Annotated in this window: 9 protein-coding genes; 4 read left to right on the forward strand and 5 right to left on the reverse strand. The window is 51.2% G+C overall.

Going from position 1 to position 15,300, the window contains the following annotated elements; genetic code table 11:
- Positions 1-203 precede the first annotated feature (203 nt).
- Together pyc and QZ105_RS01515 are read left to right on the forward strand one after the other, a co-directional pair.
- The gene (pyc, locus tag QZ105_RS01510; RefSeq protein WP_293728082.1) at positions 204-3,644 is read left to right on the forward strand and encodes a pyruvate carboxylase; all 3,441 of its coding nucleotides are present in this window, start codon (positions 204-206) and stop codon (positions 3,642-3,644) included.
- A gap of 311 nt (positions 3,645-3,955) precedes the next feature.
- Positions 3,956-5,509 carry a hypothetical protein gene (locus QZ105_RS01515; protein ID WP_293728083.1) on the forward strand — a complete coding sequence of 518 codons (1,554 nt, stop codon included), beginning with the start codon at positions 3,956-3,958 and terminating at the stop codon, positions 5,507-5,509.
- A gap of 79 nt (positions 5,510-5,588) precedes the next feature.
- Here the strand turns inward: QZ105_RS01515 and QZ105_RS01520 are convergent, their stop codons facing one another.
- The 3 genes from QZ105_RS01520 to QZ105_RS01530 all read right to left on the reverse strand — a co-directional run bounded on the left by QZ105_RS01520 (position 5,589) and on the right by QZ105_RS01530 (position 10,268).
- Positions 5,589-6,086: an HD domain-containing protein gene (locus QZ105_RS01520; RefSeq protein ID WP_293728084.1), complete on the reverse strand. Its 498-nt coding sequence runs from the start codon at positions 6,084-6,086 to the stop codon at positions 5,589-5,591.
- Between the two features lie 233 nt (positions 6,087-6,319).
- Positions 6,320-7,993: an ammonium transporter gene (locus QZ105_RS01525; protein WP_293728085.1), complete on the reverse strand. Its 1,674-nt coding sequence runs from the start codon at positions 7,991-7,993 to the stop codon at positions 6,320-6,322.
- A 187-nt stretch (positions 7,994-8,180) separates the two neighbouring features.
- Positions 8,181-10,268 carry a glutamine synthetase III gene (locus QZ105_RS01530; protein WP_293728086.1) on the reverse strand — a complete coding sequence of 696 codons (2,088 nt, stop codon included), beginning with the start codon at positions 10,266-10,268 and terminating at the stop codon, positions 8,181-8,183.
- A 444-nt stretch (positions 10,269-10,712) separates the two neighbouring features.
- Between QZ105_RS01530 and QZ105_RS01535 the strand changes: the two genes are divergently transcribed.
- Entirely contained in the window at positions 10,713-12,167 is a 1,455-nt protein-coding gene (locus QZ105_RS01535) for a 4Fe-4S dicluster domain-containing protein (protein WP_293728087.1), read from the forward strand.
- A 79-nt stretch (positions 12,168-12,246) separates the two neighbouring features.
- On the opposite strand, the gene QZ105_RS01540 is transcribed toward QZ105_RS01535, so the two are convergent.
- Positions 12,247-13,143 (reverse strand): LysR family transcriptional regulator, encoded by an 897-nt coding sequence (locus QZ105_RS01540; RefSeq protein WP_293728088.1) that lies wholly within the window; start codon positions 13,141-13,143, stop codon positions 12,247-12,249.
- Positions 13,144-13,254: 111 nt separating this feature from the next.
- Between QZ105_RS01540 and QZ105_RS01545 the strand changes: the two genes are divergently transcribed.
- Positions 13,255-14,592: an MATE family efflux transporter gene (locus tag QZ105_RS01545; protein WP_293728089.1), complete on the forward strand. Its 1,338-nt coding sequence runs from the start codon at positions 13,255-13,257 to the stop codon at positions 14,590-14,592.
- A gap of 68 nt (positions 14,593-14,660) precedes the next feature.
- Here QZ105_RS01545 and QZ105_RS01550 read toward each other — a convergent pair whose 3' ends face one another.
- Positions 14,661-15,212 (reverse strand): hypothetical protein, encoded by a 552-nt coding sequence (locus tag QZ105_RS01550; protein ID WP_293728090.1) that lies wholly within the window; start codon positions 15,210-15,212, stop codon positions 14,661-14,663.
- Positions 15,213-15,300 lie beyond the last annotated feature (88 nt).

Consider the following 15,300-nt stretch of genomic DNA (forward strand, 5'->3'; position numbering starts at 1 on the left):
TTTAAATTAAATAATCTCATAAACTTTCAAACCCGTACACAAGGCTTCCCCTTTGTATGGGTTTCTTCTTTTTTTATAATATAGTACACGCCAATTTTCACAAAATAATATATAAGAATACCTGTATACATCTGTTAGCCTGCTTGCATTACACCCGGCTTTTATATACAATAAGGCTGTAATCAAGACAAGGAGGAGCTATCATGCCCAAAATTAACACAGTTTTAGTTGCTAATCGCGGCGAAATCGCCATTCGTGTTTTTCGTGCCTGCAATGAATTAGGCATCCGCACTGTTGCTATATATTCTAAAGAAGACACCCTGTCCCTGCACCGCAATAAGGCTGACGAAGCTTATTTGGTAGGCGAGGGCAAAAGCCCTACGGACGCTTATTTGGATATCGAAGATATTTTGCGTGTAGCTAAGGAACACGACGTGGACGCTATCCACCCCGGCTACGGCTTCTTATCCGAAAACAGCAATCTGGCGCGCCGCTGCTCCGAAGAAGGCTTAATCTTCATCGGCCCGCGCCTTGAGCATTTAATTATGTTCGGCGATAAAATCAACGCCCGCAAACAAGCCGAGCTGGCCGGTATCCCTATGATTCCCGGCAGCAAAGGCACCGTCAGCAGCCTGCAAGAGGTTTTAGACTTCGGCGAGCAATACGGTTATCCTATTATCATCAAAGCTGTCAACGGCGGCGGCGGCCGCGGTATGCGCGTCGTCAAATCGGCGGAGGAAGCCGTAACAGCTTACGACATGGCTAAAAGCGAAGCGAAAAAAGCTTTCGGCAACGACGAAATCTATTTGGAAAAATATCTGCAGAACCCCAAGCACATTGAAGTGCAAATCATCGGCGACACCCACGGCAATTTGATGCATTTATTTGAGCGCGACTGCTCCGTGCAGCGCCGCCACCAAAAGCTGGTGGAAATAGCTCCGGCCTTCTCCCTGCCTGTGGAGCAGCGCCAGGCCATCTGCGACGCCGCAGTAAAGCTGATGAAAAATGTAGATTATATCAGCGCCGGTACGGTGGAATTTTTAGCCACTCCCGACGGCAAATTCTATTTTATTGAAGTCAACCCTCGTATTCAGGTCGAACATACCGTTACCGAGCAAATCACCGGCATCGATATTGTGCAGACTCAAATCCGCATTGCCGAAGGCTACAGCCTGCACGGCCCGGAAATCGCTCTGCCCCGGCAGGAAGAGCTGCGCTCCATCGGCCATGCCATTCAGTGCCGTATTACTACCGAAGACCCGTCCAATAATTTCATGCCCGACACCGGCAAGCTGATTACCTATCGCAGCGGCGGCGGCTTCGGCATCCGCTTGGATGGCGGCAACGCCTTCACCGGCTCCGTTATTACCCCTTATTACGATTCTCTGCTAGTTAAGGCCACCACCTGGGGTCTGACCCATCAGATAGCTATTACGAAAATGCTGCGCTGCCTGAAAGAATTCCGCATCCGCGGCGTTAAAACCAATATTCAATTTTTGGAAAACGTGCTGCAGAACGAGCATTTCGTCAAAGGCGACTACACCACGGACTTTGTAGACAAAACGCCGAAGCTGTTCGTTTTCCCCAAAACCCTTGACCGCGGTAACAAGCTGTTGCATTACATTGCCGATATTACCGTCAACGGCTATTCCAACGTAGGCGTGCAGCCCAAGCCAGACTTTGCGCCACTGAATCTGCCCAAACCCTATAACGGCATTTTAGCTTTGGGCGCTAAGCACGTTCTGGATACCCAAGGCCCAGAAGGCTTGGCCGATTGGGTAATGGCACAGCAGGAGGTACTTGTTACCGACACAACCTTCCGCGACGCCCATCAATCCCTGTTTGCCACCCGCCTGCGCACTAGCGATATGCTGCGCGTAATGCGCGATACCGCCGGTAAGCTGCCCGGACTTTTCTCCTTTGAATGCTGGGGCGGCGCTACCTTCGACGTAGCCTACCGCTTCCTAGACGAAAGCCCCTGGCAGCGTCTTGCTCAATTCCGCCAGGCAGCTCCCAATATTTTATTCCAAATGCTGCTGCGCGGCGCCAATGCCGTAGGTTATACCAGCTACCCCGATAATGTAGTGAAGCACTTCATCCAACTGGCCGCTAAGAACGGCATCGATGTTTTCCGTATCTTCGACAGTCTCAACGGTCTGGATAATATGCGTCTTTCCATCGACACCGTGCGTGAATGCGGTAAGGTAGCCGAAGCCGCGTTGTGCTACACTGGCGATATTCTCGACCCGCATCGCGATAAATATGATCTGCAATATTATATCGATATGGCGAAGGCCTTGGAAAAGGCCGGCGCTAATATTATCGCCATTAAGGATATGGCCGGCCTGTTAAAGCCGGAAGCCGCTTACAGATTAGTCAGCAGCCTGAAATCCTATGTAGGCGTTCCCATTCACCTGCACACGCACGAGGGCAGCGGCAACGCCATTTATACTTACGCCCGCGCTATCGACGCAGGCGTGGATATCGTGGATACGGCCATGAGCTCCATGAGCTGCGGCACCAGCCAGCCCTCTACCAGCAGTTTGTATTATGCATTAAGCGGACATCCCCGCCAGCCGCGGCTGGACGTTGATTCCCTCAACGAGCTGTCCCGCTATTGGGAAACCGTGCGTCCTTATTATAAAGCTGCCGACAGAACGGAAAACTTCCCCAATCCCGAAGTTTACGTTCACGAAATGCCCGGCGGCCAGTACACCAACCTGAAGCAGCAGGCTCAGGCCTTGGGCCTGATTCACCGCTGGGAAGAAGTCAAGGACATGTACCACCGCGTATCCATGCTCTTCGGCGATTTAATCAAGGTTACGCCGTCCTCTAAAATCGTAGGCGACATGGCGCTGTTCATGCTGCAAAACGAGCTGACGGAAGAAGACGTTTACGCTAAAGGCGACGTGCTGGACTTCCCGTCTTCCGTCGTAGAATTTTTCGAGGGCCGCATCGGCGTTCCTTATCAGGGCTTCCCGGAAAAACTGCAAAAAATCATTCTCAAGGGCCGTCAGCCTATTACCGTGCGTCCCGGCGCTGCTTTAGAACCCGTGGACTTCGAAGCTGTTCGCAGCAAGCTCAAAGACATGGGCGCGCCTACTACCGACGAGGCAATCAGCTCCTACTGCCTGTATCCCAAGGTATTCACCGATTGGGTAACCCGTTACAACGAATTTGGCGACGTATCCGTACTTGATACGCCTACCTTCTTCTTCGGTATGACTCCCGGCGAAACTATTAAGGTAGAAATAGAGCAGGGCAAGGTGCTGGTCATCAAATTAGACCATATTTCCGAAGCCAACGCCGCCGGTATGCGCACTGTGACCTTTGAGTTCAACGGACTGCCCCGCGAAATCATTATTAAGGACCGCAACGCCAAAGCAACCAGCGTCACCCGCAAAAAAGCGGACAAGAGCAAGCTGGGCGAAATCGGCGCTTCCCTGTCCGGCTCCGTAGTCAAGGTGCTGGTGGAAAAAGGACAGGCCGTAACCAAGGGCACGCCTCTAATCGTCACCGAGGCCATGAAAATGGAAACGACTTTATCAGCGCCTATCTCCGGTATCGTCAGCGCTATTCATGTAGCTGCCGGCGAGCGCGTGGAAAGCGGCGACTGCCTGATGGAGATTACAACGCAAATGTAAAACAAAGGCTTGCCATTTTCTTATCTCTATGCTATACTTTAAGCACAAAAGGTTATGGACACGTTTCTTCCAAAGCGTGGCACAAAAAAGCAGCGGAGGCGACCGCTGCTTTTTTATTATGCTGGTGCTGCTCTAATATCTGTCCAGCCATTTGCAAATATAGTAGGCGACTATACTTGCTCCAACAGATACGACAAAGGTATGGATACTATCTTCCAATGCTAGACACCTCCCTCCTACTGGAAAGAGTCGCAGCTTTTTTATTTTACCATAAAATTAAATTCAGTGAAAGTTTTTTTGCAAGCAAATCTATGAATAAATCATTATACCATTACATCAAAAATCATATTGACGAGGAAGGTTTTTACACCGAGCCCGACCTACCCGACAGCGGCGATTATCCTTACCTTACGGAGCCAGGACATACCGACGCTTTTTATTACACGATGGATATGCCCGCTGCGGTAGACGACGCCAGCCTTCTGCTCAAGGACCTGCGCGCCTATCTGGCCGAGCCCCTGCAGCCCCGCCGCCAACGCCTGTACCATGATCTCAAAAGTATGTCCATGGCCGAATACTGCGACCCCTTCATCTCCTCTTTTGACGCGGACGATATGAACATCATAGCCCTCGACTTGGCGCGCAGCTTTTTCTACAACGCCCGCCACCGCGAACCGCTGAAATTTGCCCTGATACTTTTCGGCCTGTACGGCATGGAGCGCCTGCAGCAGGAGGATCCCCAGCTGTGGCAGGATATTGTCACGCTGGCCCACTGCGAGGAATTTACCTTCAGCTTTTTATACGGCTGCCGCATCGGCAACTATACGCCGCAAAAAGCAGTATGGGAGCTGCTGGGCTGCACCAAAGGCTGGGGCAAGGTTTTCGCCATCATCGACTGCCAATGCGCCGACGAAGCTCAACGCTTGTGGCTTTTGAAAAACGGTCCCGATATCGACGTGGAATATCCGCCACTGTCCGTCAAGCTGATGCAGGCCACAAACATGGCCCAGGTGCTGCAGCAGCCGGTAATTTCCTTTACCGTTTATAAAAGCGCCATGGCCATTATCGGCAATTATTTATTTATGCTGCTGCATTATCCGCCGCAAAATGTGCGTGAAAGCTATAATCTGCACAACATCGACATTTATCCCATGCTGTGCAGCTTGCTGCGCCACGCGCAATATCTGGCCGTCATCCCCGAAGACCTGCTAGATATGATAACCATTGCTAACACTCTGCGCAGCCTGCTGGAGGAAAACAATCTGTATTCCTTGTCGCCCAATCAATGCCACGAGCTGATTTCCCGCTGCGATAAAATGGTCTACTGTCAGGATTGGCAGGAGCAGATACAGCAGCGCCTGATTATCGACGGTCAAATCAATTATCAGCTGGCTGATTTTGCCTACGAAACGGAAGTAGACGTTTGGCCTCGGCTGTTCGCCCACTGGCAGCAGCACCCCTTGGAATATACGCTCTTTCCTTACCTGCTGTTCTACGAAGGCGACGACCGTTCCCAGCGCGTTCTGCAGCTTATTACTAACCAGCTGCCATTATACGCCGCCGAACTGCACGCTTTAGTAGTGCCGCTACGTTACCTGCAAATCCATCCGGGGCAAGGCGAAGCAATTATCACAGCCGCTCTGGGTTCGCTGCACGAGCTGCTGCGCGGCTGCGCCTGCGACGCTTTGGAAAGCTGGGAACTGCAGCAGCTGACGCCGACAATTAGAGACGCCCTGCGCCAAACCATCCACACCAGCACCGACGAACTGGTCAAGGCCCGCGCCGCCGCGTTGCTGCAAGGGCAAAAGCTTGATTTAGAAGCCTTGATGCGCAAGCTGAAAAAGCTGCACGCCAGACAAAAATAATTTTTTCTTCATTATAATATAATACAAAACTCCTAAAGCAGAATTCTGAAATCAAAACAGTCTGCTTTAGGAGTTTATTTTATTCCAGCCCAAACATAGCCTGTGCCAACAATTTGCCGCTGTCCGTGCGGAAAATTTTCTCCACAGTATAAGCTATCGCATTTTTGCTTAGTCCGTCCTCATAAAAATTTACGAGAAAGTCGGCTTCGACTAAAATCTGATAATCAAGCCCATCTATATTATTATAGGTATGGTGATGCCCTACAAGATAACAAATTTGTTCTACTACCGCGGCGTCATAGCCTAGCTCCGCTAAAATCTTTTGCGCCACAGCAGGGCCCTCCTGCTCCTGAATTTTACCGGTGCATTTGCCTGCGCCGTACTTAGCTTCGCCAATTTTAATGCCACAGTCGTGAATGAGGCCCGCAGCCTCCACCAGCTCAACGGTCTGCGCGTCTAAATTTTCCAGCAGCGCTATTTCCCGCGCCAAGCTGGCTACCTTAATTAAATGCTGGCAGCGGCGCGGATCGCCGCTGAAATATTCCAGCATAGCTTTATATAAAGCGATATTTTGCATTTCAAAAATCTCCTTTCCCTATTAATTGTAATTCTGCTTTAAAAAAATATTTTGCATTTATATTATACTTCATCGCATAATAAACTCCAATAGGAAGCTAGTTTATAAACTTGGTTGCAGCTGCTGAAACCAAACCGTAGCCAGCCAACGCAAAAGAGACCGAAAACCCCGCATGACGCAAGGGCTTTCAGTCTCTTCTGCTATATTAGGGAGTAATTAGGGAGAAGCAATATTTAACCTTCAATAGGTTTATCCTGCAAGGCGTCGAAGCCGGTTTCGCCGGTGCGGATCTTCACAACGTCTTCCACATCGTAAACGAAGATCTTGCCGTCGCCGTATTTACCGGTGTACAGCACTGTTTTAGCGGTATTGACTACATCTGCCACAGGAATAGCGGAAACAATCATTTCTACCTTAACCTTGGGCAGCAGATGAGCGGCAATTTCCGCGCCGCGGTACATTTCCGTCTGACCCTTTTGAATACCGTACCCCAAAACCTTAGTTACAGTCATGCCGGTGATGCCCAGCTTATCCAGAGCTGTCTTCAAAGCCTCAAAGCGGTTCTGCGAAGTAATGATGACCACCTTGCTCAGCTTAGCCGCGCCTTCAGGCTTAACAGCAGAAGTCTTTACTGCTGCGGGAGCGGTATAAACGGCGACGGGGACCTCAACAGGAGCGGTAGGCATGAAGTCTGCATAACTGCTGAGTAAACCATGCTCTTCCATATCCAGGCCTTTGATTTCTTCTTCTTCGCTGACACGCAGGCCGAAGATTTTATCCAAAACTTTAAAGATGATTGTCATAGCCACGCCCACATACGCGGCTACCACTGCAACGCCAAGAATTTGAATTAACAGGAAATCCGTGCCACCGCCATACAGTAGGCCGCCGTCCAATGCGAAGAAACCGGTTGCGATAGTGCCAAAGGCGCCGCAAACGCCATGAACGGAAATTGCGCCGACAGGGTCGTCAATTTTCAAGGTCTGGTCAAAAAATTCAACGGAAACAACTACCAGAACGCCGGCAAGCAAACCGATAATCAAAGCTCCGGCAGGGCTTACCATATCGCAGCCGGCGGTGATAGCAACCAAACCGGCCAGAACGCCGTTCAGCGTCATGGAAACATCAGGCTTGCCGTAACGAGCCCAGGTGTAAATCATGGTAGCGGTCGCGCCTGCTGCGGCAGCCATATTAGTGGTAATGAAAATCGAACCGATGGAAGTCAGCACGTCGTCGCCCGTAGCGCAGACGGTTGAAGCGCCGTTAAATCCGAACCAGCCGAACCACAGCAGGAACACGCCCAAAGCCCCCAGCGGAATGCTGTGACCGGGAATAGCGTTGACGCTGCCGTCCTCATTATATTTGCCGATACGAGCGCCGATCATGCGCGCGCCGATTAAGGAAGCAACGCCTCCGACCATGTGTACCGCCGTGGAACCGGCGAAATCATGGAAGCCCATTTGCGCCAGCCAGCCGCCGCCCCAAATCCAATGGCCGCTGATGGGATAAATGAAAGCGCTGATAACAACGCTGTAAATGCAATAAACGAGGAAATTAGTACGCTCGGCCATAGCGCCGGAAACGATGGTCGCCGCCGTCGCGCAGAACATGGTTTGGAAAATAAAATATACGGTGGACGGATAGCTGGCGCCGTAATCACCCTGTACGAAAAAGTCCGGCGTGCCAATGAATCCGCCGATATCCGTACCGAACATCAGTCCAAAGCCGATAATCCAGAAAACGATAGAACCCAAGCACATGTCCATGACGTTTTTCATAACGATGTTCGCTGCGTTCTTAGCTCTGGTAAAGCCGGTTTCTACCATAGCGAAGCCCGGCTGCATGGAAAATACCAGGAAAGCACCAATGAGTACCCATATGGTGTCGGTTGCTGCAAATTTATCCATTATTAGTCACCCCTCAAACAAAATACAAATATGGATATTTTTATATGTCATGCCTGCGGCATGTTATTTTCTAGGCACTCTTTAGTGTTTATGGTCTAGAGATAAAGAAAGAGGCGTACCCCTTGCGGGATACACCTCGTTGTGTATCAAAGCTGTACGGTTGGCTTACGCATCCGCCGCGAGCGTCTTACTCGTTGACGCCGAAGAGCAGCTCGCCGTAGGTCGGATAATCCAAATATTTGCCGCCGGTCAAAGCTTCGGCCGCGTCTACTGCGCTGCGCAGCGCGCCCATATCCTCCAATACTACATCGTGGTAGAAGCAAGCCTGCTTCTTGCTGCATTCGATAGCTGCGGCCTCGTGCATATCTTTTTCCAATTTCACGGAAGCAGCGTACATTTCCGCGCTCAGCTTGCTCAGCTTATCCGCCAGCTCAGCCTCAAAGCCTGCGCTGATGCCTGCGGCTTTTTTATCCAGCACGGCTTTAGTCAAATCGCCGGTATAAGCGCTGACTGCCGGAAGGATATCCTTGTGGAACATATCCAGCGCGGTAGCCGCTTCAATGGAAATTGTCGTGCTGTAGTTTTCCAGCAGGATTTCCACACGGGATTTAACTTCCGCTTCGGTGAAAATATTATGCTTCGTGAACAGCGCTACATTTTTCGGAGCGCCCATGTACGGAATAGCTTCCGGCGTGGATTTGAGATTCAGCAGACCGCGTTTGGCGGCTTCCTCCACCCATTCGTCGGTATAACCGTTGCCGTTGAAGACGATGCGTTTATGCGCAAGATAAGTTTCTTTTACCAAATCGTAAACTGCGGCTTCCAAATCGGAAGCGTTCGCCAATCTGTCGGCAAAACCGTCCAGCTCTTCGGCGACGATGGTGTTCAAAACGATGTTGGGGCCGGAGATGGAGAACATGCTGCCCAACATACGGAATTCAAATTTATTGCCGGTGAAGGCGAACGGAGAAGTACGGTTTCTATCGGTATTGTCCTTTACCAACGCGGGAATAGTGTCGTCGCTGATTTTCATGAAAGCTTCGGGATTGCCGGTATAAACCTTATCGGCGGCGATAGCTTCCAGCACGGCGGTCAGCTCGGTGCCCAGGAAAACGGAAACGATGGCCGGAGGCGCTTCGTTAGCGCCCAAGCGATGGTCGTTGCCGGCGCTGGCTACGGATACGCGCAGCAGGTCCTGATATTCGTCAACCGCTTTTAAAATTGCTGCCAGGAAAGTCAGGAAGCGCAGGTTCTTATAAGGCTCCTTGCCGGGGTCCAGAAGATTCATACCTTCTTCCGTACTCAGGGACCAGTTGTTGTGCTTGCCGCTGCCATTCACGCCTTCAAAGGGTTTTTCATGCAGCAGGCAAACCAAACCGTGACGCAGCGCTACGCGCTTCATAAATTCCATCATCAGCTGGTTGTGGTCGGAAGCCACGTTCGTGGAGGAGAAGATGGGCGCTAATTCGTGCTGAGCCGGAGCTACTTCGTTATGCTCGGTTTTGGCAAGCACGCCAAGTTTCCACAATTCATCGTCCAAATCCTTCATAAAGGCCAATACTCTTTGTTTAATGATGCCGAAGTAATGGTCTTCCAGTTCCTGACCGCGAGGAGATTTAGCGCCGAACAAGGTGCGGCCGCAATAAACCAAATCCTTGCGTTTTTCCCACATTTTTTTATCTACCAGGAAATATTCCTGTTCGGGGCCCACGGTGCTGTTGACGCGTACGGTGCTGATGCCGAACAGTTTCAAAATTTTGCAGGACGCTTTGCTTACGGCGTTCATGGAGCGCAGGAGCGGCGTCTTTTTATCCAGCACCTCGCCGGTGTAGGAGCAAAACGCCGTCGGGATGCACAAACAGTTATCTTTTACGAAAGCGTAAGAGGTGGGGTCCCAAGCGGTGTAGCCGCGGGCTTCAAAGGTAGCGCGCAGGCCGCCGGACGGGAAGCTGGAAGCGTCGGGTTCTCCCTGAATTAATTCCTTGCCGGAAAAATCCATAATTACGCGGCCTTCAGCGGTCGGAGAAATAAAGCTTTCGTGCTTTTCGGCGGTGATGCCGGTCATGGGCTGGAACCAATGGGTAAAGTGGGTGCAGCCATGTTCCAGGGCCCAATCCTTCATTGCGTTAGCGATAATATTAGCAATTTCCAAATTTAACGGTTTGCCTTCTAAAACCGCAGCTTTATAAGCCTTGTAAGTTACGGTCGGCAGACGGTCTTTCATAACGGTTTCGTTAAATACTAAGCTGCCAAATAATTTCGGTACATCGTTCATACGTAAAACCTCCCTAATCTCTCTCGTTTAAAAACCAGAAGCGCTTTTGGGTTTACTCACGTAAGCCCCTCTCAATAAAATAATATCAGCAAGCATCCTTTTGCAGATTTTTTCTATCTGCCTCTGCAAAAATGAGAAAGCACCGCAGGCCGCTTATCGCCGCCCCGGTGCTTCGTTGCACTGCCTGGCAAGAAAAATTTTTTCTTGCGTAATATAAAACAAAAAAGCAACATTGGAGTTTGGATTGACGTCCAACAACACCATTGTTGCTTTATGGGCTTATTATAAAACCAGCCGGCGATTTTGTAAAGGGGGTAAAGCAAAATTTTTTAAAATTTTTTCTGCGCCGCCGGCGCAATGTTTTTCTTCAAAGCTGGGCAGGAATTTGTCCCAACGCGCAGAATTTAAATAATATATGCCAAGCTTGCCAAGGAGGATACAAATATGGAGCTGACCGCCGTTGCCCAACTGCGACGTATGGTGCTGGAGCATTTATCCCGCTATACCTGGAACGATGAACTCGTCGACCATGTTTACGATATTTTGCAGGAGGTGCGCGAGGACACGCCGCGCTACCGCTGCTGCGTCTATAAAGAACGGGCCGTTTTAAAAAACCGTATCGACATGGCCCTGGGACAGGAATGCAAAACCAATATCATTGAAGCGTCCAAGCTGACGCTGAACGAGCCGGAGCGCAAAGATTTGCCGCTTATCGACGTGCTTCCGGCAGCCTGTGACCAATGCCCCATCGAAGCTTATCATGTAACGGATATCTGCCGCCACTGCATCGCCCATAAATGTATGAACAACTGCCCGCGCAAAGCCATCAGCCTGGTGCAAAACCGCGCCTTCATCGATAAAACCAAATGCGTGGAATGCGGCCGCTGCAAGCAGGTCTGCCCCTACGGCGCCATCATCGAAATTCACCGCCCCTGCGTCCGCGCCTGCGCCTTGGGAGCCGTCAGCATCGGCGAAGACCGTAAGGCAGTCATCGACCACGAAATTTGCGTCAGCTGCGGCGCTTGCCGCAACGCCTGTCCCTTCGGCGCTATTGACGAACGCAGTAATATCGTGCGCGTTATCGCCAGCATCAAAAGCGGCCGGGAGGTTATAGCGCTGGTAGCTCCCTCCATCGTAGGCCAGTTCGGCTTAAAGGTCACCATGGGTCAGGTCTACAGCGCGCTGAAAGCAGCAGGCTTCGCCGACGTGGTAGAGGTCGGACTGGGCGCAGACATCACCAGCGTTAAGGAAGCCAAAGAATATATCGAAAAAGTACCATCCGAACAAAATTATATGACCAGCTCCTGCTGCCCGGCCTTCGTTAAACTTATTAAAACGCAAGCGCCCCAGGCCGCGGCTAAAATCAGCGAAACGGATTCGCCAATGATTTCCGTCGGCCGCTACGTTAAAGCGCAGCGACCCCAAGCAGTTACCGTTTTTATCGGCCCCTGCATAGCTAAAAAGAACGAAGCCCGCGAGCATAACGATATTATCGATTATGTGCTGACCTTTGAAGAAGCCATGTGCATGCTGGAGGGCAAGGATATTGAATTTGCCGACCAACCGGTTGGTCAGTACGAACGCGAAGCGTCTAAGCTGGGTTTAGGCTTCCCCTTAACGGCGGGCGTTACCGCCGCAGTACAGGACACCGTTGCCGCTATGGGCGGGCAGGTACGCCAAGCGCATTACGCCAGCGGTTTGGATAATTGCCTACAAGCTGTCAAAGACGCCGAAGCGGGCAAGCTCGACTGCAGTTACCTAGAAGGCATGGCCTGTCCCAACGGCTGCCTTGACGGACCGGGAACGGTGGGCGACTTCCGTATCACCAAGGTCGCTCTCAGCAAGTACGCCACCGCCGCGCCCAACCAGCAGGCTGTGAACACGGAACATACAAAATAAAATTTAAAATTCATCTCTGATTTCCCTGCGAAAAATTAAACCAGCCCGCGGCCGCGTAAGCCCGGGCTGGTTTTTGTTTTTAAAGCAGCGTAGTAATTTCTTGATGGTTGGCAGCCAGCTCCGCGCGCAACAGCTGCAAGAAGCCGCGGCTATAATTATTTGTGCGGCGCGCGTCCTTGGGTAACAAATAATAAATTATTTCATCCGGCGGCGGGTTCTGCAACCGCCGTTTAAAAATTCCCTGCCGCCGCGCGAATAAATCCGCAATATAGACGGGCGCAACCGCCCAGCAATCCGTGTGGCGCAAAAAATATTCCAAAAGCGGCATCTGGTCGAGCACTATCTTCGCTTTCGCCGTACTTCCAAACCAATAATCGTGCCACAAATCAAATTCCGGCGTCCAAGGCAAGCGTATTTCCCGAAGCGGGTCAAGCTCGTTCGGAGCGACGGGATCGTCACCACCCGGCACACGGCTGAGCAGATAAAATTCTGAGCGCATGGCGGGCACGGTTTCCACCGTCGGCGAAAACACGTCGTCCGAAATCAAAGCCAAATCCAAATTTCCGCTTTCCATATGCTCGTAGCATTCCGTAGAATGATGCTGAAAAATATTCAGGCGGCATTCAGGATATTTTTGTAAAAAGAGTTCCGCCACCGGCGGTAATAAAATATTGCAGACGCTGCCCACCGAAGCCAAACGTAGGCTTGGCGTCCTGATGAAATTTCGCAGAAACCCGCTTTCGGCCAGCAGCTCCTGCCAGCGCTGCGCCAGCGACACGAAAGCTTTGCCCGCGTCCGTAAGCTCGATATAGCGCTGCCCCTTACGCCTGACCAGCAGCGTGCAGCCCAATTCTTCCTCCAACGACGCCAACCTTCTGCTCAGCGCCGGCTGGCTGACGAATAAAGCCTGCGCCGCTTCCGATATCGTCCCATGCTGCACCACGCTTAAAAACGCGGCTATTTCCTGTTCTGTCATACGCTATCCTCTTAATATGCAAGATACGTATATTATAACTTCTTAATAGGCATTTTACAAATATTAGATGCGATAGTATATTATCTTTAAAGCAAGAAGGGAGCAAAAGCCATGCCTAAAGAACTCGCCCACGGGAATATACCGCGCCAGCTGTTGACGTTGGCGGTTCCCTTAATCATCGGCAATATTTTGCAACAGCTTTATAATACTATCGATGCTTTGGTAGCCGGACGTTTTATCGGAACTGAAGCCTTCGCCGCCATCGGCGTCGCCTCCTCCGTCATGAACCTATTTATTTTTGTAATCGGCGGCGGCTGTACGGGGGTCGGCATCATTTGGGCGCAATTTTACGGGAAAAAGGATTGCCTATCCTTCCGTAACGAAGCTTTTCTGGCTTTTGCCGTCGGAACGGCGTTTACCATTTTGATAAGCGCCGCCGGTTGGTACGCTACGGACGACGTTCTGCGCTTGATTTCTACGCCGCCTGAAATTATCCCGTCTTTAAAAATTTATTTGCAAATTATTTTCGCCGGGCTGTTGACGACTTTTTTATATAATTATTGCAGCGTGCTGCTGCGCGCCGTCGGCGATACGTTCATGGCTCTGTTTTTTCTGGCTGTGGCTATGCTGCTCAATTTGTTATTGGATTTGCTTTTCGTCGCCGCGCTGCAATGGGGCATCGGCGGCGCTGCGTGGGCGACCGTGCTGGCGCAGCTCTTTGCCGCGCTTTGCTGTTACATTTATTTACGACGGCGCCTGCCCCAGCTTTTATTTGGCAAGGACGATTGCAAAATAGATTGCAAACTTTTGCGCCGCACCTGCGGCTACGCTTTGGCGACTGCCATGCACAATTCAAATCTTTACATCGGCAAGCTGCTGGTGCAGGGCGCGGTCAACAGCTGCGGCGTCGGCATGGTAGCGGCGTACACCGCCGCCGGGAGATTAGAAGGCTTCGTCAATTCTTTCGGCGACAGCGGTACGGCAGCGTTGAATATTTTTATCGCGCAAAATATCGGCGCACTGCGCCTCGACCGCGTTAGGCGAGGATTTTTTACCGGGCTTAAGCTGCTCGTGCTGTTCGGGGCAGCGTCATCTCTATTGCTTTACGCCGGCGCGCCTGCGGGCATCGCTTTTATGCTGGGAACAGGCGTTGGTGAAGGCTGGCTGCAGGGCGTGGAATATATGCAAACCGTAGCGCTCTTTTACTTTTTATGTTTTACGGGCAACGCCTTAGCCGGATATTTTGAGGGCTGCGGCCGGTTAGCGCTTCCCACAATCGGCGCGACCGGGCACATCGCCCTGCGCGCACTCCTTGCCTATCTGTTTATCGGCGAATACGGCTTAATCAGCGTAGCCTACGCTACTGGCGTTGGCTGGCTATGCGTAGTCTGCTTCTGGTCCTGGGCTGCGCGAAAGAGTATGCGTTCCCATACCAAGGACGTAGATTAAAAATTTGCCAATATAAAAGGCTTCCCCGCTTTATTAAGCGCCCGGGAAGCCTCAATTTTTTCTCGCCGTTACCAGCCCACGCCAATCCACGGCCCGTGATGCCTATGCCCGCCTATGCCGATACCGATGCCGATAGGCACGTTCCAACCGCGGCGGCTCGCCTTCTCCCGCTCAATCTTCATGAACCAGAAGCGGTAAACCTGCGCGCCGTTGTCCAGCTTACGCGTTAAATCCTTATCCGTAATAATTTTATAGCCGTTAAAATTTGTATTGTCGTTTTCGTAATCAAGCAGCATCTTGCTCATCTGCTCGTAAGTCGCTTTGTTCAAAGTGTACAGGCGCAGCATCTCAGCGTTAGGCAGCTGCAAAATAAGCTGCTTGCGTAAGGAGCGGTTCTTAGCCAGCCCTTCGTAAACCTCCACCTGGTCGTCCTTGACTTTAACGTAAAGCAAATCTGCGTCCGCGTCCTGCTCCGGCCAGCGGCGCTCCATTTCTTCTACCGTTATAACGACTGCCGGGCGCACGCCTTCGTCCTTGGCGTCCGCCTGCTTTTCCTTGGCCCAAGCCGTACAGCTGAGGCATAATACAAAAAGCAAAAAAACAAGCCATAATTTACGCATTGCGCATACCTCCTTGCCGCTATTTGTTTTCCGCAGGTTATTTTTACTGATTATATGCTTACATCCTTTTCTAAGAATATGATAACAT

This window comes from uncultured Phascolarctobacterium sp. (assembly GCF_905212365.1).
Classification (GTDB): Bacteria; Bacillota; Negativicutes; order Acidaminococcales; family Acidaminococcaceae; genus Phascolarctobacterium_A.

Bases quoted from the DNA above. Each gene is read 5' to 3' on its own strand.
- QZ105_RS01525 (WP_293728085.1), bottom strand. From the start codon at position 7,993: ATGGATAAATTTGCAGCAACCGACACCATATGGGTACTCATTGGTGCT.
- QZ105_RS01520 (WP_293728084.1), bottom strand. From the start codon at position 6,086: ATGCAAAATATCGCTTTATATAAAGCTATGCTGGAATATTTCAGCGGC.
- QZ105_RS01545 (WP_293728089.1), top strand. From the start codon at position 13,255: ATGCCTAAAGAACTCGCCCACGGGAATATACCGCGCCAGCTGTTGACG.
- QZ105_RS01550 (WP_293728090.1), bottom strand. From the start codon at position 15,212: ATGCGTAAATTATGGCTTGTTTTTTTGCTTTTTGTATTATGCCTCAGC.
- QZ105_RS01535 (WP_293728087.1), top strand. From the start codon at position 10,713: ATGGAGCTGACCGCCGTTGCCCAACTGCGACGTATGGTGCTGGAGCAT.
- pyc (WP_293728082.1), top strand. From the start codon at position 204: ATGCCCAAAATTAACACAGTTTTAGTTGCTAATCGCGGCGAAATCGCC.
- QZ105_RS01530 (WP_293728086.1), bottom strand. From the start codon at position 10,268: ATGAACGATGTACCGAAATTATTTGGCAGCTTAGTATTTAACGAAACC.
- QZ105_RS01515 (WP_293728083.1), top strand. From the start codon at position 3,956: ATGAATAAATCATTATACCATTACATCAAAAATCATATTGACGAGGAA.
- QZ105_RS01540 (WP_293728088.1), bottom strand. From the start codon at position 13,143: ATGACAGAACAGGAAATAGCCGCGTTTTTAAGCGTGGTGCAGCATGGG.